The following is a 22,640-nucleotide window of genomic DNA, read 5'->3' as shown; positions in this document are numbered from 1 at the left end:
CTCTTGGCTCTACAGTTTCGCTTTCTTTTTCGTGAAATCTTCATTCGCATAGTAGCTGTTTTTGACCAAAATGTTCGGCCCGAGGCACTGCACACTTGGGCAATGGCAGCTAAGTGACTTTGCGACTGTGGATTCAGACCACTTCTCATAGGCACTTTCAAGTGTAGCTGTCTGTATATTGCCGAGCGGCGGTGTATCGCCGAAATCGGTTACTATGACTTCCCCCGTGAAGATGTTCACGTTCAGACGGGAGCGTCCGTCAGGGTCATTCCGAACCGTCACATTTTTAGATGAACGAAGCTTCCGCATTAATTCAAGGTCCTCCTCTGAATCACTGCAGGCGTAAAAAGGAAGGGTTCCAAACAGCATCCACACATCTTCATTCCGTACATCCAGCAGATGATGGATGGCCTGGCGTGTCTCCTCCAATGAAAGAGTTTCAAGTGCGCTCGCAAAGTCACTTGGGTACATGGGATGCACTTCATGCCTTTGGCAATGCATTTCCTCTGTAATCTGCTTATGGATTTTTTCCAGATGAGGAAGGGTCCGTTTATTCAGCATCGTTTCAGCGGATACGGTGACGCCTGCAGTAACAAGCGCCCGGCTGTTTTCAACCATCCGGTCAAAATATTTTGCCCTCTGTTCAAAGGTCGGTTTTTTTTCCATCATGGCAAAACCGCCCTCCGCAAAGTCCTCCATCGTTCCCCAGTTGTGGGAAATGTGCAGAACGTCCAGATACGGAATGATTTTCTCATATCTCGCCAAATCAAGCGTCAGGTTTGAATTAATCTGAGTGCGCACACCGCGTTCATGTGCATACTTTAAGAGCGGAACTACATAGTTATTCACGGACTTCATCGACATCATCGGCTCTCCGCCGGTAATGCTGAATGAACGCAAATTCGGAATCTCATCCAGCCTGCGGATGAGCAGATCAAGCGGAAGAGCATTCGGATCCTTCGGTGTCAGCGTGTAGCCTACCGCGCAATGCTCGCAGCGCATGTTGCAAAGCGTTGTTGTCGTAAATTCTATGTTTGTCAGCATCGGCTTTCCATATTGTTCTATGTCCATATAAGCTTCCCACGGGTCGTAGGAAGGGGTAATAGGGGGTAAACTGTGAGTAGTACTCATCAACAAAACTCCTTAAATAAAATCACAATCTCCATCTTATCATGAATCCATGAATACGTGCATAAAGGAAAGTTGTCAATTCCGCTTAAATCCGCTACCATGATAACGGTGAAAGGAGAGAGCCGAGATGGGAAATGCAGCAAAAGATAAAGACTCACAAATAAACTATTTAAAAAACCGCCTGAATATGTTCATGGAGGTCATCGATTCCATGGATCCGGAGTCGACAGATGTAGAAGACGTAGACCGCCTGATCCAAATGCTCGACGATCTGGAAGTGAAATTTGACCGGTTTAAAAAGGATTGGGATAAAGAAGAAGAGTAAAGATCATCTGCTGAGGTGATCTTTTTTTGATAGAGGAAGAAGTCTACCAGTTTAGCGGATAAATGTGTAAAATAAGGGAAGAAATACACAGCATCAATGATAGGAGAGTTACATAATGGCCATGCAGCCAATTTATTTTACACCGGTTTTTAAAGAGCGAATTTGGGGCGGGACAAGCCTTTCTTCGTTCGGCTATAACCTGCCCTCGGAAGAAACGGGAGAATGCTGGGCCTTTTCCGCTCATCCAAACGGTCAAAGTGTCGCGGCGAACGGGCAGTATAAAGGAAAATCACTGGGAGAGCTATGGGAGCACAACCGCGAAATCTTCGGGAACTTTGAAGGAGACCGCTTTCCTTTATTGACAAAAATTCTGGATGCAAACAACGACCTGTCTGTTCAGGTTCATCCGAATGACGCTTACGCGAAAGAGCACGAAAACGGGGAGCTTGGAAAAACTGAATGCTGGTACATCATTGATTGTGATGAGGACGCGGAACTCATATTCGGCCACCATGCCCAGACAAAAGGCGAGCTTGACACAATGATTGATGAAGGGAAGTGGGACGAGCTTCTCCGCCGCGTTAAAATCAAAAAAGGCGATTTCTTCTACGTTCCAAGCGGAACCGTTCATGCCCTGTGCAAAGGAACACTGGTCCTTGAAACCCAGCAAAATTCGGACACAACCTACCGTTTGTATGATTATGACCGGAAGGATGCAGAAGGAAATCTGCGCGAGCTGCATTTGGAAAAATCAAAGGACGTCATTACCGTTCCGCATGATTCTGCTTCTGTAACCATGAAAACCGAGGAGTCAGCCGGGAAAAAAATCATCCAATACGTTAAGGAAAACTATTTCACTGTTTATAAATGGGAGATTGATGGAACAGCTGATTTTATCCAGGACCAGCCCTTTCTGCTTTGCAGCGTCATTGAAGGGGAAGGAAGCCTTGTTCATGCAGGAGAAACGTATGAAGTAAAGAAGGGGGATCACATTCTTCTTCCGAACGGGTTTGGGGAGTTTCAGATGAGCGGGAAGCTGGAGCTGATCGTTTCTCACGTGTAAAAGATTGATAATTAAGGGGGATTGAGCTGGAATGCTGATCGGTGCTATTGAAGCAGGAGGAACGAAATTTGTTTGCGGAGTCGGTTCAAGAGAAGGGGAAATCATCGAACATTGCTCGATTCCGACGTCCACACCGGAAGAGACGCTTGAACAGGTATTTGCATTTTTTTCGAAATTTACAATTAATGCATTGGGAGTTGGGACATTCGGTCCGGCTGACTTAAACCCGGCCAGTGCATCTTATGGAAACATTACAACAACCCCTAAAGTAAAATGGGCTGATTTTCCGCTTCTTTCAACCCTGCAAAAGGAATTAAATGTGCCGGCGGCATTTGACACAGATGTAAACGCAGCCGCACTGGGGGAGCTTACATGGGGTGCAGCTAGAGGGCTGGACAGCTGCATGTACATGACTGTCGGAACAGGAATCGGGGTTGGAGCTGTCGTGGACGGTAAAGTCCTTCATGGCATGAACCATCCGGAAATGGGCCATATCCTGGTCCGTCGCCATCCATCTGACTCCTTCCAAGGGCTTTGTCCGTACCATGGAGATTGCCTTGAAGGCCTGGCTGCAGGCCCTGCTATTGAAAAAAGGTGGGGAAAGAAGGGAACCGAGCTTGCTGACCGCCTGGAAGTATGGGAACTCGAAGCAGATTACATCGCTCAGGCTCTAGTAAACTATGCTTTAATATTCGGCCCGAAACGAATGATCTTGGGAGGCGGCGTCATGAAGCAGCAGCAGCTGTTCCCGCTCATCCGAGAGAAATTCAAAATTTATATGAACGGTTATTTACAAAACAGCTTCCTGGATGATCTCGAAACGTATATCGTCCCGCCGGCGCTAAATGACTTTGCCGGATTAAAAGGTTCGATTGCCCTTGCTGTTTTGGCAAGCAAAGTGCATTCGCTTTAGATAAAAATAGAAAAGATCAGTGCCAATTCTATCTGTCCCCTTTGTCAAGTACGATGATGTTTCTTTATTGTAAAGGGGGGCCATCTTTTTTAGTATCCATCTTCATCCACGCTGGCAAAGCTGAAGTTTGCCAAAACCCGTGCAGAAAAAGCCGCTGACTTACAGCGGCTTTTAATTTACAAATCATCTTTGAAGATGTAAGATATAAATTGCGAAATGCAAAATATATCTTACGTTAGGTGGAGCGATGAAAAATCATATTAAAAGAGAAAGGGCAGCTCTCGGGATAACCCAGGAGCAATTAGCCAAAAAAGTTCAAGCGACCCGCCAGACAATCGGTCTGATTGAAAAAGGAAAATACAATCCAAGCCTCCAGCTTTGCATGGCCATTGCCAAAGCATTAGGCAAAACGCTGGATGATTTATTTTGGGAGGTTGAATAACAGTGAAATCATGGATTTCTTTTCTGCTGCCGGATGACGAGTACAAAGAGAGAAAAATCATGCAATTTTTATCAGAATCTTCAATTCTGCTTTTGTTCTATTTGATTGCGCTTATAGCCGCAGCCCAAATCTTTCCTGGCTGGAATCCAGACATGGAGCTGGCAGCAGGAGGAGGCATCGGGATTTTCTCCTTCTATGTGTGTGGCAGATACATCTTATCCGGCATCGAATACACCGACGTTACGACCGAAAAACGGTTTGCAAAGGAAAAAATGCTGATCCTCAAAAAAACTTTTTATCTTCGTCTTTATTTTTCTAGGAATCTATAGTGTGTTCATCGGTATTCCGGACACAATGGAAGAATGGACAGATATTGCCGTCATCCTTGTTAGCGCTTCGCTCCTCATGTCCTTCTCAAGCTATATTTCGCTGAAACGCTCTTATAGAATGAACCGGGAACTGGAGGAAGAGGAGTGAAAGAGCCGTCAGCCGGGAGTGTAGCTCTTTAATCGGTGTGCGCGACAGCACTGATTTCAATCAATTGCTCCGGGAAGGCCAAGTAGGTCACACCTATACAGCTGCCGGCAGGACGATGTTCTCCAATGTATTCCTTAAACCGTTCCAGGACTGGCTCGAAATGTTCTTGCGGATTGGTCAAAAAGATCTCCACATAAGCGAGATTGGACTTCGTTACACCGAATCCTTCCAGTACCCGGTCTAGATTTTTAAGCGTCTGAAGAGTTTGTGCTTCAATATTCCCTTCACCAACGAAATTCCCTTCGTTATTGTGGGAAAATTGCCCTGAAATGTAGATCGTGTCGTTGACGTTGTACCCTTGAGATATGCCATGATCCCAAAGATTATGATTGTAGGTTTTGACAGTAGCCATTAATTTTTCTCCTCCTTTATTTCAATGCAAGGTAAGTATAGAATGGAAAAAAAGAAAAAAACAGTACGCACATTAATGATAGCTACTATCAGAGAGGATAGTGCCAATATGGGGATGGACGACTATAAAGAAAAGGGGAATATCCAGGAGACCCCTTTTGGGTATACGATGTCAGTCGTTGGCGGCAAGTGGAAAATGCTTATTCTTTACTTGCTGGCTGAAAATCAGCCCGTTCGCTTTAATGACATGAAAAGACAAATAGGTTCTATTACCTTTAAAACCCTGAGCTCACAGCTTAAAGAATTGGAAGCAGAGGGTCTGATCATGCGGAAAGAGTATCCTCAAATTCCCCCTAAAGTTGAGTACAGTCTCAAGCCTAAAGCAGAAAGTCTATTGCCTGTTTTGGAACAGTTATGTGAGTGGGGGAGAAATAACCGCAGTACGGATTGACTTTTTGTATAGCGGATGAGAAAGGATTAGTCCGTATAACGTGTTTTGGCAAGGGGTCTGTCCCTCGCTCTGATAAAGGATTAAAGCTCCGGCACCATCTCGCCAATCCATTCTCCTGCCTGATTTCAGAAGCACAGGCCTTCTGGCCCGCTCTGCGTTAAAGCAGCAGGGGCCAGGCACGGTGCCTGGCCCCACTTTCGCTGATGTACTAAAGCTCCGGCACCTGATCTGCCAGGCCTTAATGCACCGGGGCTGACAGCATCTTGTCTCTGGCCCCTCTTCCTTTACAGCAGTAAAGCTCCGGCACCTCGTTAATCCCTTCCCGTCCATCCTCCGCACGAAAAAAACGTTCTAAACCGCATTGCATCTGAAATCAGAGCGGCTGTCCGTCCGCTTTGGCTGCGGCTGTTCGCATGAGGGCGCAGACAGTGGAGGAATGCCTGGTCACATCGGCATTTGGAGGTCCCTCTGCTTAAGCATCGGTCGTGCCGCATACAGCAGGAGTCGACGGCATTGATGGGGGCACCTGGTCCGCTGCAGCCTGGTCCGCACCATTTGTATCCCGGAAAAATGCAGAGGGAGGGCTTTTTTTCTTTTTCGTCAGGAAAGAACATCTCTTCACTTCCTTCAATCTTTTACACTATCTTATGAAGCTGCTGAAAAGAGGAGAGGATACCTGTCCAATTCTATGAAAATAATGAATCAGGCCGACCGAAATGTATCCCCTTACAATTCTAAATCTGAAGGAGTATAATAAATTTAGAGAATTCTATACATATGCACAAAGGGGAGAGTACGGTTGGAGAGATTTTATGAGAGCATGGTGGAGCTGATTGTGGAGACATCCACAAGGCTTCCGAAGGACGTAAGAAGAGCGATTCAAAAAGCAAAACTGGGGGAGAACGCCGGAACGCGCGCTGCGATGTCGCTTGACACGATCACGGACAATATCGCGATGGCGGATGAAAATGTTTCGCCAATCTGCCAGGATACCGGACTGCCGACATTCAAATTAAAAGTACCGGTTGGCGCAAACCAGATCAAAATGAAGGAAGCCATCAAAAAGGCGATTGCGCAAGCGACGAGGACCGGGAAGCTGCGTCCGAATTCTGTTGATTCGCTTACAGGCGATAACACGGGGGACAACCTGGGTGACGGGACTCCTGTCATCAAGTTCGAGCAATGGGAGAAGGATTATATTGATGCGCGCCTGATCCTGAAAGGCGGAGGATGTGAAAACAAGAACATCCAATACAGCCTGCCATGTGAGCTGGATGGACTGGGCCGTGCCGGCCGTGACCTGGACGGGATCCGAAAGTGTGTCATGCACTCTGTCTATCAGGCTCAAGGCCAGGGCTGCAGTGCAGGATTTATCGGCGTCGGCATCGGCGGGGACCGGACGAGCGGGTATGAGCTTGCCAAAGAGCAGCTGTTCCGAAGCAATGAGGATGTAAACCCGATTCCAGAGCTTCGCGAGCTTGAGGAGTATGTGATGGAAAATGCCAATAAGCTTGGAATCGGCACGATGGGCTTTGGCGGCGAAACGACGCTGCTGGGCTGCAAGGCTGGCGCCATCAACCGTATTCCCGCAAGCTTTTTCGTTTCCGTTGCCTATAACTGCTGGGCCTTCAGACGGCTCGGCATGAAAATCAATCCGGAAACCGGCGAAGTTCAGGAATGGCTGTACCAAGAAGGAGAAGAAATTGACTTTGCCAAAGAGGCAGCGGCAGCTGTGGAGGAAATCATTCCGGCAGAAGAAATGATCCTGCAGGCACCGATTACAGAAGAAAAAATCCGCTCTCTCAAAGTCGGGGACGTGGTCAAAATTTCAGGCATGATGTATACAGGCCGTGATGCGATCCACAAATACCTTTCTGAAAATGAGGCGCCGATTGATTTAAACGGGCAAATCATTTACCATTGCGGACCGGTCATGCTGAAGGACGAAAATGAACAGTGGCATGTTAAGGCTGCGGGCCCGACGACCAGCATCCGCGAGGAGCCATACCAGGGAGACATTATGAAACGCTTCGGAATCAGGGCCGTGATCGGCAAGGGCGGAATGGGTGCAAAAACGCTTAAAGCCCTGGAAGAACACGGAGGCGTATATTTAAACGCAATCGGCGGAGCTGCACAATATTATGCAGACTGCATCCAATCCGTTGAAGGAGTTGACCTGATGCAGTTCGGGATTCCTGAAGCGATGTGGCATTTGAAGGTGAAAGATTTTAAAGCGGTCGTCACGATGGACTCCCACGGGAATAGCCTTCATAAAGACGTTGAGCAAAGCTCCCTTGAAAGACTGGCGCAATTCAAGGAGCCGGTTTTTAAATAAAGTGTTTAAAAAAGGCGAGGATGCGAAAGCGTTCCTGCCTTTTGCTGAGAGGAGACACATTAGATGGATGAACAGCTAAAAGCAGATTGCGAAAGCTGCTTCGGTTTATGCTGTGTGGCTCTGCCTTATGCTGCATCGGCAGATTTCCCGATTGATAAACCCGGCGGAATTCCTTGCCATCATTTAAAGGAAGATTACCGGTGCGGCATTCATCAGAATTTAAGGGAAAAGCAATTCCGCGGATGTGCGGTTTATGAGTGCTTCGGAGCCGGACAAAAGGTTTCAAGTGTTACCTATGGTGGAAAGTCCTGGCGGGAAGACACAGCCCTCATGGAGGAAATGTTTGCCGTATTTCCTGTCATGCAGCAGCTCCACGAAATTCTGAACTACGTGGAAGAAGCCATGCAGCGCAGGGAAGCAGAGCCTCTATATCTTGATTTGCAGCGCGTAATCCGCAAAATAGAAGAGCTGACCTTTCTGCCTCCAAAAGACCTTCTGGCTGCAGACGTGGAGGCATTAAGAGCAGAAGCGAATCTGAGCCTCATTAAAACGAGTCAGCTCGTTCGGGGAAAAGGAAGGCAAACAAAGCGCCGCTATGAAGGCTTAGGGGCAAAGCTTAAAGGAGCTGCCTTGAGCGGGACCGATTATCGTGGCGCCCTGCTCATTGCAGCGGACCTGCGAGATGCCGATTTAAGAAAAATCGATTGGATCGGAGCCGATATTAGAGATGCGGATTTAAGCGGTGCAAACCTGAGCGGAAGCATTTTTCTAACACAGGCCCAGGTGAACTCCGCTAAAGGAGATGTGAACACAAAACTGCCGGAGCATCTTCAAAAACCGGATCATTGGAAAAATAAGGTCAAAAATCATACCCGATAAAAGGCTGTTAGGATATAATAGGTAATAAAAGCGGTGTGCAGGATGATTGCATTACTCAGTTTTTTTGCAGATCTAGTAAGCGCCATCGCCACATCATTTGCAGCCGGCAAGCTTTCTGATGATAAGGATGATTGATTGAACCCTGGTTAGGGTTCTTTTTTTATGAATCCTCCCGGGAATATCTGGAGGAATCAAAGCCTGCGAAACATGAACTCATCCCATGAAAAAAGCCGTCCCCTGTTTTAATCTCAGGGAACGGCCCGTTCTATTCACCGGCGTGTCCAGGTCTGGGATAGGGCTTGTTTGTCTGCAATGACTGTAACCTGTGGATGGTGGTTCAGGATGGTCGCCGGAACCTCCTCGGTAACCGCTCCTTTTTGCAGGTTTGCGAGGGCTTCTGCTTTTTCATTTCCTGAAACGAGCAGAAGAATGTGTTTGCTTTTCATAATCGTTCCGATTCCCATCGTTACTGCATGAGTCGGGACGTCTTCAAGCGACTCAAAGTAACGCGCGTTTGCTTTACGCGTGGATTCCGCAAGCTCCACAACATGAGTAGGGGAGGTGAATGACGTCCCCGGTTCATTAAAACCGATATGGCCGTTTACCCCCATACCGAGAATCTGCAGATCCACCCCTCCGAGCTCGTCTATGAGTCCGTCATAGCGGCGGCATTCCTCTTCCAGCTGTTTTGCCGTTCCATTCGGGACATGAGTTTGGTTCATGTTGATGTCAAGGTGGTTAAAAAGAGAATGATTCATATAATAGCGGTAGCTGTTTGGGCTGTTGGCTTCAAGTCCTGCATATTCATCCAAATTCACCGAGGAAATCCGGCTGTAGGAGGTTCCGTTTTTTTGATGATCCTCAATCAAATGCCGGTAGGTTCCTTTAGGAGTGCCGCCGGTAGCGAAGCCGATCACCATTTCCGGATTATGAATCACCTTGCTGATTATGATTTGAGCGGCTTTCTGACTCATTTCTTCGTAATCCTGTACCTCAATGATCTCCATGATCCACTCCCCCTTTTTCAAAAGCAATTTTTCCGCGGCAAATGGTCATCACGACTTCTTTTTCCTTGTTTAATATAACAAGATCTGCGTCTTTCCCTTCAGCAATTGATCCTTTCCGGTCCAGCACATTCAGCTGTCTCGCAGGATTGGTGGAGACCGCGAGGATCAGCTCTTCCATTGTGCAGTTGGTGAACCTCGAATAATTGACCAGGGCATCCTTCATTTTTAACATGCTTCCGGCCAGCGTCCCATCCTCAAGAGCTGCCTTCGTTTCGGTAACGGTAACATGTTGCCCGCCGAGGTCATACGTTCCGGGAGCCATGCATTTTGCCCGAAGCGAATCGGTGATAAGAATCACGTTTTCCTTCGGTTTTTGCTTGTAGGCAAGCAGAATCATCTCAGGGCGGGCGTGAATACCGTCTGTAATCAGCTCGACTGTCAGTTCATCTCTTAACAGTGCAGCTCCCATTACCCCCGGCTCTCTGTGGTGAATGCCCCTCATGCCGTTAAAAAGATGCGTCACATGGGCTGCACCGGCATTAATAGCTTCCTCCACCTGTTCATATGTTGCATCAGAGTGACCGATGGAGGCGACTGCTCCTGATGCTTTCAGATGTCTGATCAGCTCATGAGCTCCCGGCTCTTCAGGTGCAAGAGTCACCAGCTTAATATGCCCCTTCGAAAGCTCCTGCCAGTTTTTAAACACTTCGGTATCCGGCTCTTTAATATGCGAAAGCGGCTGGGCCCCTGCCCGTTTCCGGGAAATAAACGGCCCTTCCAGATGGACGCCGAGAACTTCTGCTTTCCCGGGCTCCTGTCCAGCCCCTATGTACTCCGCTGCATTGCACAACGCTTTCTCAATCAAATGGGAATCCTGCGTAATCGTCGTTGCTAAAAATCCGGTCGTTCCCTCCTGAGCGAGTGTCTCAGCGATGGTTTTGAGTGCATCGGGAACAGCATCCATCGTATCGCACCCGCCAGCCCCGTGAACATGGACATCAATCATGCCGGGAATGAGGGAAAAGGACGGGGACAGCTTAATCACTCTCTCATATTCAGCCTCGTCAAAAAAGTAACCGTCAAGCGAGCCATAATCTGCTATTTTTTCATTCTTCAGGCGGAGATAGCCATTTTCAATTGTGCGGTCTTCAGCGTAAATTGTGAGGTTTGTAAGAAGGAGCGGTTTATTCGTTTCCATGGATGGCCTCCTTGTAAAGGATCTTACCCATATTTTAGCATTCGTCGGATAGCTGGTCTAGACCTGTTCGGGAAAAGGTTTTGAAAAGAGAGAGGATTAGGTGGTTTAGACAACTATATAGGACCAAGGTTTTTGCCAAAAAAAAAGCAAGCATGCCCCATTCAGGCATCCTTGCCGCTTCTTTCTTTTGGTTTATAAAACGAAAGCCACATGACGGCTGCGCTCAGCAGCACGAGTTGTGTTAAATCCCAGAAGGTTGATGTCCTTTTGACAATGGAGGCGGCGTCCAGGATTGGAATAGACGCTAGGTACAAACCGATGTACGCAACGGGGATGGCGTTTGTCCGCTCCGCTTTTGAGTAAAGACGAACTCCTGCCATTATCAGAAGGAAACCAGCAATTCCGCATACTCCCAACAAACCAATGGGAAGATCAAAGTGAAGATTCTCCATGCTGCACCTCGCTTTTAGATTTCGCTCCATCTTCGTTCTTTCCTTTTCCCCATCATTTTATGCAGAGAATGGGACAACATTTATCTTTTTTTATGTAAATGTTTTAGGAAAAGGTTGTACACCCTATAGGACAAAGCGTTTAAAAAGGAGTGATCAGAATGGGCAAAAGAATGTGGAGTGCGGTGCTCGCCATTTTGCTGCTGTTCCCGAATTCTGCCTATGCCGTCTCCAATGCTCCAATCAACTGGGGCTTTGAAAAAAGCAAGAACCACATGCCGGCCAGGATCGAAAAGGATCGGGAGGATCTATTGGAAAAATACGGTTCCTTCTACATGGGAAATCCGAATAAAAAAGACATTTATCTCACATTTGATAACGGCTATGAAAATGGGTATACCCCGAAGGTACTCGATGTGCTGAAAAAGGAGCATGTTCCGGCGACTTTTTTTGTCACCGGCCATTTTCTTGAAAGCCAGCCGGATTTAGTGCAGCGGATGGCGAAGGAAGGCCATATCGTCGGCAATCATTCGTGGTTTCATCCGGACCTTACCGCAGTCGGGGATGCTCGTTTGAAAGCAGAGCTTGACAACGTAAGCAAGCGGGTGAAAAAACTGACTGGACAGGAAGCGCATTATCTGCGTCCTCCCCGCGGTGTTTTCAGTGAGAGAGTCCTTTCGCTTGCGAGTGAGTATGGCTATCAAACGGTATTTTGGTCCCTTGCATTCGTAGACTGGCACACCGATGCGCAGCGCGGCTGGCGTTATTCCTATGACAGCATTATGAGCCAGATCCATCCGGGGGCAGTCCTGCTGCTGCATACGGTTTCAAAGGATAACGCCGATGCACTTGAGAAGGTAATCCAGGATTTAAAGAAAGAGGGCTACCGGTTTAAGAGCCTGGATGATTTGATGGTGGAGAAATCGGAGCTGCCGATGTGAAAATGGACGATTAAAAAAATGCTTGGCGCCAAATTCGGGCCGAGCATTTTTATTTTATCGGTATATATAAATCCACTCTGCATTTTCCCTCTGGATCTTCGGATGGGTTATTCAAATTAAATTCTAGATTGTACCGGTCAGGATCTGCCTTGTAATCACTTTTTACCAGCCATTCTCCGTACATAAACTGATAGGCATCCTTCAATTTTGGAGGGATGTCATAAAAAGGGTAGAGGGCATAATCTCCTCCATTCATCCGCTTGAATTGCATTTCAGGATGCTTCTCCTTTTCGAATCCATCCGGAATCGTCACACAGGCGTCGTGGCGGCAGTTATTCCTTTCAACCGTATCCGGATTGTCCAATGATATTCCTATGAATGACTGTTCAGGGGGATATAAACCATTGCTGATTGCCCAATCGATCAGCTGCCCCCAATGCTCTTGCGGCTCAAAATAGCTTCCGGTCCTCCTTATAAAAGCAACTTCATATTCAGGCAGTTCTTTTATTGCGATGTCCATCCCTTTGCCTCCTAAAATGAAAATGGTCCCATTGTATCTTTTTGACACCGGCTCTTGCCATCCCTTTTTTTTATAAAAAAAGCTATGTTAAACAGCTATGTTGTTATTTGAAAAAAGCGAACCCTTGTTCTATAATGGATACAAATTAGAATGAGAGTGAGTTGTTAAGAATGGCACTGAAGGATATCATCCAAGAAATTGCTAAGTTAAGTACAGCAGACCAATACCGTCTAAAAGAGTTCTTCACTAAATCTCTTGCATCCTATTCTACAAGTGAACCTGTATTTAAAGAGGTATCTGAACGAAAACATAAAGATGGGCTTACTTGTTCTCATTGTCATTCCAATAAAGCCGTTCGTTTCGGTAAATATTATGTCAAAATGGGTAGCCGCACTCTTGAACGTCAACGTTATCGTTGCAAAGAGTGCAGGAAGACGTTTACTGATGTGACAAACACCCCCCTATATCGTACTCACCATCCTCACAAATGGTTGGAGTTCGTTCAATGTATGATTGAAGGCTATTCATTACGTAAGTCAGCAGAGCTTTTAAAGGTTCACTATGTAACTTTGTTCTATTGGAGGCATAAACTCTTATCAGCAATTAAAGAGATGGACTTTGAGCAATTTGAAGGTATCGTAGAAATGGACGAGACTTATTTTCTGTACTCTGAAAAAGGAAAACGTAAAGTGGAAGGTCGAAAAGCTCGAAAACGAGGTGGATCGTCTTCACAACGAGGCATCAGTAAAGAACAAGTCTGTGTTCTTGTGGCAAGAGACCGCCAGAAGGCTACATACTCGAAAGTGGTTGGTCAGGGACGGATCGTAAAAACTCGGTTGGAAGAAGCAATCGGTTCTAAACTTACTCCTACCAATGTTCTCTGTACAGATGCTTGGCGGGCATTTATGACTTATGCAAAAGAAAAAGGACTTGAGCATTACCGATTTAAATCAGATGGTAAGGAACGAGTTCGAGGGGTTTATCATATTCAAAATGTAAATAGTTATCACAGTCGTCTAAAGGGTTGGTTAAACCGATTTAATGGTGTGGCAACGAAGTACCTCGACCATTATTTGAGTTGGTTTCAATTTCTGGATCAAATTAAGCATAAAAATGATGATACAACGGTAAGTAAAATGATTGTTGAAAGTTGTTTATTCTCGATGAATGCGACCTATGATAAACTTAGATTATCAGAATTTACCAAATAATTCGTTTTGGTTTACCTTAAAAGGGAAAGGAGTTTTTACGAATGAATCATTTTCTTATTGCCATTTATAAAGGCGTACTACAAGATGATTATTTAAACAATCCGATTATTAAAACAAAAATAACATCTTTATCTCTCTCTATTCACTCTATCACCATTCCTAATCCGATTAATCTAACACTGTTAGTAGGAAAGGAAAAGTCGCAATTAACAACAGAACTTACTGATAAATATTACTTATTGACCAAGGTGTTACAAAATTTAGACGAACAGGAAAACTACTACTACGTTTATGATTATAAGGGTAGAAAGATAGTAGAAAACCCTGATCAATACTGCCATAAATTAATGGAGATTAATATTCCAATGTCAAAATTACAACACGTCATACAGAATGTTAAAGATATCAAGCAAAAAGTTTTTGCTGGTTTTAACGTAAAGTATTTTGAAGAAATGGAAAATCTCACCGTTGAAATTCTTCTTTCATCTTTTTTGTTAGAAATGATTGATAAAGGTATTCCTATTGATGAATATTCAAGTGATGACCATTACTTATATTTATTGGAATTGTCAAATTTGCTTTCTAACCCCGAGCTTTGTAACTTTGTTCAAAATAGTGCAATGCCAATATTCAGAAATACTCAGAAAGAGGGTGCAATTTTTGATTGAAGTAAAAAAAGCAGATATACAACATATTGAAGGTATCATTAAAGTTTGTTCAGACGGTTATAGGGCTACTTATATAAATACACATTCATTAGAATACATAGAAAGAATTATAAGTGAATTTTATAATTATGATAGAGTCCATAAAGAGGTTTTACACTCTAATGATGGTTGGAATGGTTATTTTATAGCTTTAGAAGGTGAAAAAGTAGTTGGAGCGATAGGTGGAGGATTAATTGATAAAGATAAGGGCGAGGTATTCGTACTTTATTTAGACCCTAATCGGCGAGGAGAAGGAATAGGAACTCAGCTTTTACAAGTCCTTACTGAATTACAAAAAAGCAAAGGAGCAACTGAACAGTGGGTATCTGTCTCAAAAGGGAATATGAAAGGCATTCCTTTTTATGAGGCAAGAGGCTTTCAGTTTGAAACAGAGCAAGACAGCTTTGATAATAATGAAGATGAAGACTATATTTCATTCAGATATCGCCGTAAAATATAACGGTCGTTTATATAAAAAAAAGAGAACTTCTTCATCCAGGAAAGTTCTCTTTTTTTTTACTAAATATCAACATCAAAGATTAACAGAGCTATAAAAAAAAGCCCGATTCCAAATGGAAAAGGACTGCTGATTGCTTAATAGGCACCTTGGGAATATGTCAGCTCGTAGCTGTGTGTATAGATCTCAAAAATATTGCCGAATGGATCCTCAACGTAGACCATTTTGTACGGCTTGTCTCCAGGATAGTATTCACGAATCGGCATGCGCTGTTTGCCGCCGTGTGCTTTAATTTTTTCGACAAGCCCTTCAATATCAGGGTCCTGTACGCAGAAGTGGAAGATGCCGGTTTTCCAGAATTCGAAGTTGTTCTCGGGCTTTTCGTTTTGCGGGAATTCAAACAGCTCGACGCCAATCTTATCACCGGTTGCGAGATGGGCGATGCGGAACTTGTCCCAGTCATTGCCGAACACGTCGCGGCACATCTGTCCTACTGGAGAGTCGTCGTTTTCTACATCAGACGGCTCCATGATGACATACCAGCCGAGAACCTCGGTGTAAAATTGAACAGCCTTGTCCAGGTCAGGGACGGAAAGACCGATATGTGAAAAAGATTTTGGATATGGAAGCATTGTATTTCCTCCTTTTGAATGAGTATGGTTTTATTATAGACAGCCGCTAAAAAATTAGTAAGAAGGCACTTTTTTGTGGGAAACTTACCTTAAGGTAAGGAAGGACGTGAGAGTATGCAGGTAAATGAAGAGGGCAAGCTGAAATGCTCGATTGAATATACACTGAGGAAAATCGGCGGAAAGTGGAAGACAGTCATCCTATGGCATCTTGGAGTGGATGGCACCATGCGGTACGGTGAAATCCGCACGCTCCTTCCCGGGGTCGCCGATAAAGTAATGAGCCGGCAGTTAAAGGAGCTGGAGGAAGACGGGTTTATCAGCCGGACGCCGTATGAAACCGTTCCGCCAAGAGTTGAGTACACGATGACGGAGCAAGGGAGAACGCTGATGCCGGTCTTAAAGGAGATGCACCGGTGGGGGACAGAGAATGGCGGATAAAGGGAAAACCCAAGCGGATGCTTGGGTTTTTTAGTCTTCCTTTTCTTCAATGAATCCCAGCTCCTCCGCATCTTCAATCCGGTAGCTGATCAAAACGTATTGGTAGGTTCCGGACTTTTCCGCTTCTTCATCGCTTTTAAACGGCTGATGGATCGGTTCTTCGGATTCTCTTTTTACCCCAAGTGCCGAGATGAGGCCAGCTGTGGTTTCCCTCCATTGCTTCGCGGTCATCCGGCGGCTGGACGAACTGAAATTGACGTGATAGGGCATTTCAGTGAGTTCACGCCCATTTCTCTTTTCTTCCCTGATTTTAGCAAGCGATTTTTCATAAAGCTGTAAGGCTGGAGAGAGGAGCTGGTGCTTAAGGGCGAGGGAAAGCTCCGGCTCACTCGCCTGCGCCTGCAGATCTCCCCGGTAAATGATGTTCTCTGAGTTAATCGTCTTGTAGTATTTTTCAACAAGGTTGCCGAGCTGTTTTGTCTCGGTCATCTCAAGCAGTTCTGCTTCTTCAAGCTTCTTAACGTGATAATAAAGCCGGGAAGGCTGTTCCCCAAGAAGGCTTGCCAGCTGTTTTACCGTCATCGGTCTTTCTGACGCTGCATTTAAAATCCGCAGTCTGCGCGGATCGGATAAAATTTTCATCATTTCCAGTGAAAGTGATCGAATTTCCGCCACGTACCATCCCACCTATCAGTCTGTTGTAAAAAGAATACCATAGTTTCTTAATCAATGAGGCGGATGGTTTTGCTTTTCCAAAGAATGATCAAGGCAAACAGAGCCATAAAAATGGCAGAGACTACAATTAAAGACTGGATGGAAAAGCCGAAGCCAAGCAGGATAGTTACAGTGCCAAGAGAAAGCGGGACAAATCCCATCGAAGCAGTAGCCATCAGGCTTTGAACACGGCCCATCATCTGATTTTCTGTCATTTCCTGCACAAGTGATGGGGATAGGATGTTGCAGATGGAAAGTGTCACTCCACTGACTAGAAGAACTGCCATTCCATGCCACAGTTCCGTCATTACACTCAACAGCATATTGCTTAAAGAAAGAAGGAAAATCATCCACAGGAAAACGATGGGACGCTTTTTCCGTATATTCAGGCTCCCAACCAGCAGAGCCCCGGTAATCATTCCGGCTGCTAGGGAGCTTTCGAGAAAGCTCAAATAGAGTACATCACCATTCAGACTCTGATCGACCAGCAGCGGAATCCCGATGGTAAGCGGTCCCGTGAGAAAGAAATTAATAGAGACGGACATAAACATCGCAAGAGTGAGATAAGGAACACTTTTTACATAAGCAATGCCCTCCTTCAGATCTGCTGATGGAGATTTTTTTGGTTCAGGCAGGTGGTTCCCCGGTTCTGAAACCCTCCTAATCAGCAGGCTTCCTGCAACAAGAAGCAGGGAAACCGAACCGAAAACGAGTGGGAAGGAACCCCATTTGATCATAAAACCGGCCGTGGCAGGACCTAGGAATAAGGAGAGCTGGTTCGATGTCTGAACGAGGGAGTTGGCTCTTTGAAGCTGTTCTTTTTCAAGGATTACCGGCAGCAGCGATTGATTGGCAGGCCAATAGAAGGCGTCGAGAATCCCATAAATAACTGCAAACAGGCAAAGCAGAAGAAAACTCAAATGGCCGGTGATGAGAAGCACCACCATCCCCGCGATCATGATGCCGCGGGTCCCGTTCACCATCGAGATTAATCGTGTACGGCTGAACCGGTCGGATAGAACCCCTCCAACCACCATGAGAAGCACCCGGGGAATGACCATCAGCAGCATGACTGCACCGAGCCTGGAAGGAGCATTCAGTTCGCTGATGACGAACCATGTTTGAGAAATGAGGAACATGGAAAAAGCGAGTCCCGTTAGAATACTTGTCATCCAGACAATTACAAATGGACGATGCGTAAAAAGTTTAGGCTGTACAGAAACGATGCTTTCGTTTACTTTGGCATTTTGCAGAATAACCACCCCGTTTAAATAATATTTACCGTTAAAATTAATTTTAACGGTAAGCTGAATTTTAGGAAAGGATTTCCTGCACTTTTTCGTTCGACAAAAAAACAAAAAAGCTGCCAGCACCGGACAGCTTTTTCAAATCTTACATATACAAGCATTATTACGTGCAGACAATCCTCACTCTGGGTAATAAATCACCATGCTCAACCGGATTTTTTGTTCACCCAGATTGTGATAACTGTGTGGAACATCAGCTTTGAAACGAATGGAATCGCCTGACTTGATGGTGTGTTCCTGCTGTTTAATCCGGATTGTAAGCTCGCCGTCAAAGACCGTGATGAACTCTTCCGTTCCGGGATTGTGGGATTCTGAATCCAAATTTCCTTCCGGATCGATTTCCACGCTGTACATTTCAAAGCGCCGCTCATCCTCAAATGGGAAGTAGGGGAAGACCCGGTATCTGCCGTTATCGATGGAAAGCATGTTCACGCGATTTTTCTGGACCACTTCCGTGTCCGGCTGCTTTTCGTGAATTAAGGAGGAAAAAGAGATTTTCAGGCCGTTTGCGATTTTCCAAACGGTCGTGATAGTCGGGCTCGATCCACCACGCTCAATCTGGCCGATCATCGTTTTGCTCACACCCGTAAGCTCTGCCACCCTCTCCAGACTTAATTTCTTCTCATCTCTAATGGCTTTCAGATTTCTTGCGAGAATAAGATTTAATTCCTCCACAAAAACACTCCTATTTTCTGATGTACAATATAACGTCCATAATGTACAATATAATATAAATCGTTATATAGACCGTTTTAGTCATTTTAACACACAACTTGAGGGGGATGAAGATTTTGTCAGTCGTTTCTTTTCTCGTTTTTGCGTTCGTAACGTCCTTTACCCCGGGCCCCAACAACATCATGGCGATGGCGTTCGCCAATCAGTACGGATTTAAGCGGACCTTCAAATTTTGTCTCGGTGTTGGTGCTGGCTGTTTCCTGATTTTGCTCGCCTGCAGTTCTTTTAACATGCTGCTTGGTACATACCTGCCGAAGGTCGAATTTTTTATGACCATCCTTGGTGCCGCTTACATGCTGTTCCTCGCCTTTCAGATCCTGAAAAGCAAACCCGGCGGCAAGGACAACTCCAACCCGAAAAACATTTCCTTTACAGCGGGAATGATGCTGCAATTCATCAATCCAAAGCTGATTCTTTACGGAATTACTGTCATTTCGACCTTTATTCTTCCCTATTATGCATCACCGGCAAGCTATCTGTTTTTCTCGCTGTTCCTCGCCTTTCTCGGTTTTCTGGCAACCATCCTCTGGGCCTTTTTCGGTGCCGTTTTCCAGAAGGTGCTGCATCAATACCGCATGCAGTTCAATGTTCTGATGGCACTGCTGCTGATGTATAGTGCGGTAACCATCCTTATCTAAAGGACCTGATCGGCTCCTTTTTTCAGTGGAATGGTGTAAAACGATAGGCGATTTTTCGCACGTTCCGGCAAGTCTTGAGGTCTGTTTTTCACCATCCATAAGGATTGACTTTTAGTACCCAGCATGTTAATTTGTATATGCAAATGAAAAGAGGAATGATGCAATGAATCAAGAAGAAGAGGTACTCATTCACTGTCTGTACTTTACGGCGAGCCGCTTTGCGAGAAACATGAATAAGCTTGCAGAGGAGATCTTTGATTTTGGCGATCTGGCTCCTTCTTATCTGTATATGATCATGACGATTAAATTTCATCCTGAAATTACTCAAAAAGAGCTGTGCAAAAAATTATCCATTGCCCCTTCCACGAGCACGAGATTCATCGACAAGCTTGAGAAACAAAAGCTTGTTCTGAGAAAAATGGAAGGAAAGCAATCGATGATTTCTTTAACTGAGGATGGAGAGGAAGTTTACAAACAGTTCAGGACTTCACTGAAAGAGCTTTTTGAATCGTACTCCGGCCTGCTCGGAAAAGAATTCAGCCTTGATTTGAGCCGGATGCTGCATGAATCCAGCTTAAAGCTTGAAAAAGAGAAATAAATTTTTTTGTTGTTTCATTTGCATATACAAATGTTTGGAGGAATTATTTTGATACAAAAAACGATACTAATTGTTGGTGCCGGACCGGGGATCAGCTTAGCTGCAGCAAAGAAATTCGGCAAAGAAGGCTTTAACGTTGCGATGATTTCCCGTAATGCGGAATCGCTGCTCAAATATGAGAATCAACTGAATAATGAGGGGATAAAAGCGAGAGGATTTGCGGGAGACGTTTCTTCAGCTGCCTCTCTAAAATCGGCTATAAATGAAGCGGTAAATACGTTTGGAGCAATCGATGTCCTTTTATACAACGCTGCGAAAGGAACACCTGGCAAACCAACCACATTAACCGGCGATCAGCTCATTCAGGATTTTAAAGTGAACGTAGCCGGGGCCCTTGCCAGCGTGCAGGAAATCTTGCCGCACATGGAAAAAGGAGCACTATTGCTTACAGGCGGAGGCTTGGCGCTTTACCCTTACGCGGACTATTCATCATTGGCTATCGGAAAAGCAGGAACCCGCAGCCTGGCCTACAGCCTTCATGAAGAGCTGAGCCCAAAAGGGATCTATGTCGGCACGCTGACCATTAAAGGTTTTGTAGAGGAAGGAACCGGCTTCTCCGCTGAAAATATTGCCCAAGCCATCTACAGCATGTATGAAAGCCGGAAAGATCTTGAAATCATGTATGAAAAGGAGCAATAAAGATGAAAACATTAGTCATCTCTTCACATCCAAATCTAGAGGCTTCAACTGTCAACCGCGCTTGGAAAAACAGGCTTAGCCAAGAGAAAGACATTACCGTTCACGATCTATATGAAGCGTATCCGGATTTCAAGATCGATGTAGAAAAAGAACAGGAGCTTCTGCTGAAGCACGACCGGATCATCTTCCAGTTCCCTTTCTACTGGTATAGCAGTCCGGCCATCTTAAAAGAGTGGCAGGATGTGGTCCTGACATACGGCTGGGCTTATGGAGCAAAAGGGACAAAGCTGCACGGGAAAGAATTCGCCATTGCCACCTCAACCGGCGGACCGAGGGAAGCGTATCAGGCAGGCGGCTACAACAAATACAGCATGAACGAATTGCTCAAGCCGTTCGAAGCGATGGCGAATCTGACCGGCATGAAAATCCTGCCGGCCTTCCTCGCGCAAGGGGTCCGGACGATGTCGCCAGAGCAGATTAAAGAGAGTGCAGATCAGCTGGCTGCCTACTTGACGGCTGCAAGATAAGAGGAAATTTCAGTTAAAATGGCAAATTCCACTCATAGCCTGAACAAAAATGGTACAACCCTCATATCATATAGTATTTAGTAGAAGGAGGGCGTGTTCATGTGTTTCGGCGTTTTAAAATGGGCCTATCAAAAGCGGAAAGGTAAGCGCAGCCGCAAGGCCATCCTGAAAAAAGCATTGCGGAGCAGTTTAATGGACTCTATTCAGTCGTTATCTGATGCTAGTTTAAAAAAATAGAAGAATGTAACTGGGTACCTTTCTCTGAAGGTGCCCAGATTTGTTTGGGGATGAAAAGAGTTGAGTTTATCGGCCGAAATTCTAGTAAATCAGCCGAGATTTTGATATATCGACCGAAATTACAGGATATCGGTCAAGATTTCAATATATCGACCGAAATCACAGGATATCGGTTAAGATTGCAATAAATCGGCCGAAAATCCAATATATCGACTTTTCAACAGGATTCGACAAGGATTACGCTCACCCCATTTAGTTTGCGCCCCCCGGGACATGGGTAAAAATGAGAAGATAAGTACGAACGAGCAGGAGGGGCCAATGAACGTTAACCGATATCAAATTCAAGGCGATAAAAAAATCAGATTGCCTCATTATGCCACTGTGGAGGACCACGGATACAGTGAAGAGGAGCTGCGGCCTCAGCTCATTCCTGAGAGTGTGAATAAGCTGAAGGATTTACACTGGCGCCTTCATGCGGAAGGGAAAAAAGGGATTGTCGTTGTTTTGCAGGCGATGGACGCAGCCGGAAAGGATGAGGCGATCAGCTACATTTTTTCCAACTTGAATGCCCAGGGCCTAAAGACGACTTCGTTTCAGAAGCCATCAGAAACTGAGCTTAACCATGATTACTTATGGAGAATTCGTGAAGGCCTTCCGGAAAGAGGACAGATCGGTATTCTAAACCGGTCGCATTACGAAGATGTCATTGCCCCGAGAGTCCACGATCTGCTGGAGGAAGGAACCGTTCCGGAAGATAAGGACGAGGAAGAAATCTGGTCCATGCGCTACCGGCAAATCAATGACTTTGAGCGATACCTTGTGGAAAACGGATTTGAAGTCGTTAAATTCTTCTTTAACATGTCAAAAGAAGAGCAGAAAAACAGACTGCTGGAGCGAATGAAAAACCCGAAAAAGAACTGGGAGTTTTCCTTCAGCGATGTGGAAGAACGAGAGCATTGGGACAGCTACCAGAATATCTTTGAAGACATGCTGAATGAAACATCTACAGAATATGCCCCGTGGTATATCCTTCCGGCAGATGATGAATGGCACTCCCGTTATATCATTACCAAAACCATGATCGAATGCCTGGAAAAAATCGACCCGCAATTTCCGCAGATTTCAGATGAAAACCGGAAAAAGCTCGATGAATATATTGAAAAGCTGGAAAACGAATAAAAAGAGGAGGAACGAAATT

Annotated in this window: 29 protein-coding genes; 19 read left to right on the top strand and 10 right to left on the bottom strand. The window is 45.4% G+C overall.

Going from position 1 to position 22,640, the window contains the following annotated elements; all coding sequences use genetic code 11:
- Positions 1–9: 9 nt before the first annotated feature.
- Positions 10–1,131, bottom strand: coding sequence for a radical SAM/CxCxxxxC motif protein YfkAB (yfkAB, locus tag ACQCV8_RS11100; protein WP_426844695.1), 1,122 nt, complete (start codon positions 1,129–1,131; stop codon positions 10–12).
- Between the two features lie 127 nt (positions 1,132–1,258).
- Between yfkAB and ACQCV8_RS11095 the strand changes: the two genes are divergently transcribed.
- The 6 genes from ACQCV8_RS11095 to ACQCV8_RS11070 all read left to right on the top strand — a co-directional run bounded on the left by ACQCV8_RS11095 (position 1,259) and on the right by ACQCV8_RS11070 (position 4,351).
- Positions 1,259–1,456, top strand: coding sequence for an SE1561 family protein (locus tag ACQCV8_RS11095; RefSeq protein ID WP_426844694.1), 198 nt, complete (start codon positions 1,259–1,261; stop codon positions 1,454–1,456).
- 115 nt (positions 1,457–1,571) lie between these two features.
- Positions 1,572–2,519 carry a mannose-6-phosphate isomerase, class I gene (gene manA, locus ACQCV8_RS11090; RefSeq protein WP_426844693.1) on the top strand — a complete coding sequence of 316 codons (948 nt, stop codon included), beginning with the start codon at positions 1,572–1,574 and terminating at the stop codon, positions 2,517–2,519.
- Positions 2,520–2,550: 31 nt separating this feature from the next.
- Positions 2,551–3,432, top strand: a complete 882-nt coding sequence (locus tag ACQCV8_RS11085; protein ID WP_426844692.1) for an ROK family protein — start codon at positions 2,551–2,553, stop codon at positions 3,430–3,432.
- A 247-nt stretch (positions 3,433–3,679) separates the two neighbouring features.
- Entirely contained in the window at positions 3,680–3,874 is a 195-nt protein-coding gene (locus ACQCV8_RS11080) for a helix-turn-helix transcriptional regulator (RefSeq protein ID WP_426844691.1), read from the top strand.
- A gap of 2 nt (positions 3,875–3,876) precedes the next feature.
- Positions 3,877–4,203 carry a hypothetical protein gene (locus ACQCV8_RS11075; RefSeq protein ID WP_426844690.1) on the top strand — a complete coding sequence of 109 codons (327 nt, stop codon included), beginning with the start codon at positions 3,877–3,879 and terminating at the stop codon, positions 4,201–4,203.
- A gap of 1 nt (position 4,204) precedes the next feature.
- A complete protein-coding gene (locus ACQCV8_RS11070; RefSeq protein ID WP_426844689.1) occupies positions 4,205–4,351 on the top strand; it encodes a hypothetical protein in 147 nt (48 codons plus the stop codon).
- Between the two features lie 28 nt (positions 4,352–4,379).
- Here ACQCV8_RS11070 and ACQCV8_RS11065 read toward each other — a convergent pair whose 3' ends face one another.
- On the bottom strand, positions 4,380–4,763 hold the full coding sequence (locus ACQCV8_RS11065; protein WP_426844688.1) for a RidA family protein: 384 nt from the start codon (positions 4,761–4,763) through the stop codon (positions 4,380–4,382).
- Between the two features lie 108 nt (positions 4,764–4,871).
- On the opposite strand from ACQCV8_RS11065, the gene ACQCV8_RS11060 reads away from it, so the two are divergent.
- The 3 genes from ACQCV8_RS11060 (at position 4,872) to ACQCV8_RS11050 (ending at position 8,427) form a co-directional block, all read left to right on the top strand.
- Entirely contained in the window at positions 4,872–5,213 is a 342-nt protein-coding gene (locus ACQCV8_RS11060; protein WP_426844903.1) for a winged helix-turn-helix transcriptional regulator, read from the top strand.
- A 799-nt stretch (positions 5,214–6,012) separates the two neighbouring features.
- Positions 6,013–7,548 (top strand): fumarate hydratase, encoded by a 1,536-nt coding sequence (locus tag ACQCV8_RS11055; protein WP_426844687.1) that lies wholly within the window; start codon positions 6,013–6,015, stop codon positions 7,546–7,548.
- A 63-nt stretch (positions 7,549–7,611) separates the two neighbouring features.
- Entirely contained in the window at positions 7,612–8,427 is an 816-nt protein-coding gene (locus tag ACQCV8_RS11050; RefSeq protein ID WP_426844686.1) for a pentapeptide repeat-containing protein, read from the top strand.
- Between the two features lie 269 nt (positions 8,428–8,696).
- On the opposite strand, the gene nagB is transcribed toward ACQCV8_RS11050, so the two are convergent.
- The 3 genes from nagB to ACQCV8_RS11035 form a co-directional block, all read right to left on the bottom strand.
- The gene (nagB, locus tag ACQCV8_RS11045; RefSeq protein WP_426844685.1) at positions 8,697–9,434 is read right to left on the bottom strand and encodes a glucosamine-6-phosphate deaminase; all 738 of its coding nucleotides are present in this window, start codon (positions 9,432–9,434) and stop codon (positions 8,697–8,699) included.
- Entirely contained in the window at positions 9,421–10,632 is a 1,212-nt protein-coding gene (gene nagA, locus ACQCV8_RS11040; protein ID WP_426844684.1) for an N-acetylglucosamine-6-phosphate deacetylase, read from the bottom strand. The genes nagB and nagA overlap by 14 nt, the downstream gene beginning before the upstream one ends.
- Before the next feature lie 161 nt (positions 10,633–10,793).
- Positions 10,794–11,114 (bottom strand): hypothetical protein, encoded by a 321-nt coding sequence (locus ACQCV8_RS11035; RefSeq protein WP_426844683.1) that lies wholly within the window; start codon positions 11,112–11,114, stop codon positions 10,794–10,796.
- A gap of 128 nt (positions 11,115–11,242) precedes the next feature.
- On the opposite strand from ACQCV8_RS11035, the gene pdaA reads away from it, so the two are divergent.
- Positions 11,243–12,022: a delta-lactam-biosynthetic de-N-acetylase gene (gene pdaA, locus ACQCV8_RS11030; RefSeq protein WP_426844682.1), complete on the top strand. Its 780-nt coding sequence runs from the start codon at positions 11,243–11,245 to the stop codon at positions 12,020–12,022.
- A 49-nt stretch (positions 12,023–12,071) separates the two neighbouring features.
- On the opposite strand, the gene ACQCV8_RS11025 is transcribed toward pdaA, so the two are convergent.
- A complete protein-coding gene (locus ACQCV8_RS11025; RefSeq protein ID WP_426844681.1) occupies positions 12,072–12,542 on the bottom strand; it encodes an AraC family transcriptional regulator in 471 nt (156 codons plus the stop codon).
- 170 nt (positions 12,543–12,712) lie between these two features.
- Here ACQCV8_RS11025 and ACQCV8_RS11020 point away from each other — a divergent pair, with 170 nt between their 5' ends.
- From ACQCV8_RS11020 to ACQCV8_RS11010, 3 genes are read left to right on the top strand one after another with little or no spacing between them, the layout of a single operon-like run.
- Positions 12,713–13,753, top strand: coding sequence for an IS1595 family transposase (locus ACQCV8_RS11020; RefSeq protein WP_426844680.1), 1,041 nt, complete (start codon positions 12,713–12,715; stop codon positions 13,751–13,753).
- 41 nt (positions 13,754–13,794) lie between these two features.
- Complete coding sequence (locus ACQCV8_RS11015; RefSeq protein WP_426844679.1) at positions 13,795–14,421, top strand: hypothetical protein; 627 nt, start codon at positions 13,795–13,797, stop codon at positions 14,419–14,421.
- Positions 14,405–14,920, top strand: a complete 516-nt coding sequence (locus ACQCV8_RS11010; protein WP_426844678.1) for a GNAT family N-acetyltransferase — start codon at positions 14,405–14,407, stop codon at positions 14,918–14,920. The genes ACQCV8_RS11015 and ACQCV8_RS11010 overlap by 17 nt, the downstream gene beginning before the upstream one ends.
- A 134-nt stretch (positions 14,921–15,054) precedes the next feature.
- On the opposite strand, the gene ACQCV8_RS11005 is transcribed toward ACQCV8_RS11010, so the two are convergent.
- Positions 15,055–15,549, bottom strand: coding sequence for a lactoylglutathione lyase family protein (locus tag ACQCV8_RS11005; RefSeq protein WP_426844677.1), 495 nt, complete (start codon positions 15,547–15,549; stop codon positions 15,055–15,057).
- A gap of 114 nt (positions 15,550–15,663) precedes the next feature.
- On the opposite strand from ACQCV8_RS11005, the gene ACQCV8_RS11000 reads away from it, so the two are divergent.
- Positions 15,664–15,987, top strand: a complete 324-nt coding sequence (locus ACQCV8_RS11000) for a winged helix-turn-helix transcriptional regulator (RefSeq protein ID WP_426844676.1) — start codon at positions 15,664–15,666, stop codon at positions 15,985–15,987.
- Between the two features lie 30 nt (positions 15,988–16,017).
- Here the strand turns inward: ACQCV8_RS11000 and ACQCV8_RS10995 are convergent, their stop codons facing one another.
- The 3 genes from ACQCV8_RS10995 to ACQCV8_RS10985 form a co-directional block, all read right to left on the bottom strand.
- Positions 16,018–16,662: an ArsR/SmtB family transcription factor gene (locus tag ACQCV8_RS10995; protein WP_426844675.1), complete on the bottom strand. Its 645-nt coding sequence runs from the start codon at positions 16,660–16,662 to the stop codon at positions 16,018–16,020.
- Positions 16,663–16,709: 47 nt separating this feature from the next.
- Positions 16,710–18,059, bottom strand: coding sequence for an MFS transporter (locus tag ACQCV8_RS10990; protein WP_426844674.1), 1,350 nt, complete (start codon positions 18,057–18,059; stop codon positions 16,710–16,712).
- Positions 18,060–18,128: 69 nt separating this feature from the next.
- The gene (locus ACQCV8_RS10985) at positions 18,129–18,683 is read right to left on the bottom strand and encodes a helix-turn-helix domain-containing protein (RefSeq protein WP_426844673.1); all 555 of its coding nucleotides are present in this window, start codon (positions 18,681–18,683) and stop codon (positions 18,129–18,131) included.
- A 116-nt stretch (positions 18,684–18,799) separates the two neighbouring features.
- Here ACQCV8_RS10985 and ACQCV8_RS10980 point away from each other — a divergent pair, with 116 nt between their 5' ends.
- The 5 genes from ACQCV8_RS10980 to ACQCV8_RS10960 all read left to right on the top strand — a co-directional run bounded on the left by ACQCV8_RS10980 (position 18,800) and on the right by ACQCV8_RS10960 (position 22,621).
- A complete protein-coding gene (locus ACQCV8_RS10980) occupies positions 18,800–19,381 on the top strand; it encodes a LysE family transporter (RefSeq protein WP_426844902.1) in 582 nt (193 codons plus the stop codon).
- Between the two features lie 163 nt (positions 19,382–19,544).
- Positions 19,545–19,979 carry a MarR family winged helix-turn-helix transcriptional regulator gene (locus ACQCV8_RS10975; RefSeq protein WP_426844672.1) on the top strand — a complete coding sequence of 145 codons (435 nt, stop codon included), beginning with the start codon at positions 19,545–19,547 and terminating at the stop codon, positions 19,977–19,979.
- 48 nt (positions 19,980–20,027) lie between these two features.
- The gene (locus tag ACQCV8_RS10970; RefSeq protein ID WP_426844671.1) at positions 20,028–20,678 is read left to right on the top strand and encodes an SDR family NAD(P)-dependent oxidoreductase; all 651 of its coding nucleotides are present in this window, start codon (positions 20,028–20,030) and stop codon (positions 20,676–20,678) included.
- 2 nt (positions 20,679–20,680) lie between these two features.
- Positions 20,681–21,205, top strand: a complete 525-nt coding sequence (locus ACQCV8_RS10965; RefSeq protein WP_426844670.1) for an NAD(P)H-dependent oxidoreductase — start codon at positions 20,681–20,683, stop codon at positions 21,203–21,205.
- Between the two features lie 555 nt (positions 21,206–21,760).
- Positions 21,761–22,621 carry a PPK2 family polyphosphate kinase gene (locus tag ACQCV8_RS10960; RefSeq protein WP_426844669.1) on the top strand — a complete coding sequence of 287 codons (861 nt, stop codon included), beginning with the start codon at positions 21,761–21,763 and terminating at the stop codon, positions 22,619–22,621.
- The last annotated feature ends 19 nt before the right edge of the window (positions 22,622–22,640 follow it).

It is taken from the genome of Metabacillus sp. 84, from assembly GCF_050107715.1.
Classification (GTDB): domain Bacteria; phylum Bacillota; class Bacilli; order Bacillales; family Bacillaceae; genus Metabacillus_B.
The sequence above is the reverse complement of the archived record's forward strand: the minus strand, read 5'-3'. Positions and strand labels throughout refer to the sequence as shown.

Bases quoted from the DNA above. Each gene is read 5' to 3' on its own strand.
- yfkAB (WP_426844695.1), bottom strand. From the start codon at position 1,131: ATGAGTACTACTCACAGTTTACCCCCTATTACCCCTTCCTACGACCCG.
- ACQCV8_RS11095 (WP_426844694.1), top strand. From the start codon at position 1,259: ATGGGAAATGCAGCAAAAGATAAAGACTCACAAATAAACTATTTAAAA.
- manA (WP_426844693.1), top strand. From the start codon at position 1,572: ATGGCCATGCAGCCAATTTATTTTACACCGGTTTTTAAAGAGCGAATT.
- ACQCV8_RS11085 (WP_426844692.1), top strand. From the start codon at position 2,551: ATGCTGATCGGTGCTATTGAAGCAGGAGGAACGAAATTTGTTTGCGGA.
- ACQCV8_RS11080 (WP_426844691.1), top strand. From the start codon at position 3,680: ATGAAAAATCATATTAAAAGAGAAAGGGCAGCTCTCGGGATAACCCAG.
- ACQCV8_RS11065 (WP_426844688.1), bottom strand. From the start codon at position 4,763: ATGGCTACTGTCAAAACCTACAATCATAATCTTTGGGATCATGGCATA.
- ACQCV8_RS11060 (WP_426844903.1), top strand. From the start codon at position 4,872: ATGGGGATGGACGACTATAAAGAAAAGGGGAATATCCAGGAGACCCCT.
- ACQCV8_RS11050 (WP_426844686.1), top strand. From the start codon at position 7,612: ATGGATGAACAGCTAAAAGCAGATTGCGAAAGCTGCTTCGGTTTATGC.
- nagB (WP_426844685.1), bottom strand. From the start codon at position 9,434: ATGGAGATCATTGAGGTACAGGATTACGAAGAAATGAGTCAGAAAGCC.
- nagA (WP_426844684.1), bottom strand. From the start codon at position 10,632: ATGGAAACGAATAAACCGCTCCTTCTTACAAACCTCACAATTTACGCT.
- ACQCV8_RS11035 (WP_426844683.1), bottom strand. From the start codon at position 11,114: ATGGAGCGAAATCTAAAAGCGAGGTGCAGCATGGAGAATCTTCACTTT.
- pdaA (WP_426844682.1), top strand. From the start codon at position 11,243: ATGGGCAAAAGAATGTGGAGTGCGGTGCTCGCCATTTTGCTGCTGTTC.
- ACQCV8_RS11025 (WP_426844681.1), bottom strand. From the start codon at position 12,542: ATGGACATCGCAATAAAAGAACTGCCTGAATATGAAGTTGCTTTTATA.
- ACQCV8_RS11020 (WP_426844680.1), top strand. From the start codon at position 12,713: ATGGCACTGAAGGATATCATCCAAGAAATTGCTAAGTTAAGTACAGCA.
- ACQCV8_RS11015 (WP_426844679.1), top strand. From the start codon at position 13,795: ATGAATCATTTTCTTATTGCCATTTATAAAGGCGTACTACAAGATGAT.
- ACQCV8_RS11005 (WP_426844677.1), bottom strand. From the start codon at position 15,549: ATGCTTCCATATCCAAAATCTTTTTCACATATCGGTCTTTCCGTCCCT.
- ACQCV8_RS11000 (WP_426844676.1), top strand. From the start codon at position 15,664: ATGCAGGTAAATGAAGAGGGCAAGCTGAAATGCTCGATTGAATATACA.
- ACQCV8_RS10975 (WP_426844672.1), top strand. From the start codon at position 19,545: ATGAATCAAGAAGAAGAGGTACTCATTCACTGTCTGTACTTTACGGCG.
- ACQCV8_RS10965 (WP_426844670.1), top strand. From the start codon at position 20,681: ATGAAAACATTAGTCATCTCTTCACATCCAAATCTAGAGGCTTCAACT.
- ACQCV8_RS10960 (WP_426844669.1), top strand. From the start codon at position 21,761: ATGAACGTTAACCGATATCAAATTCAAGGCGATAAAAAAATCAGATTG.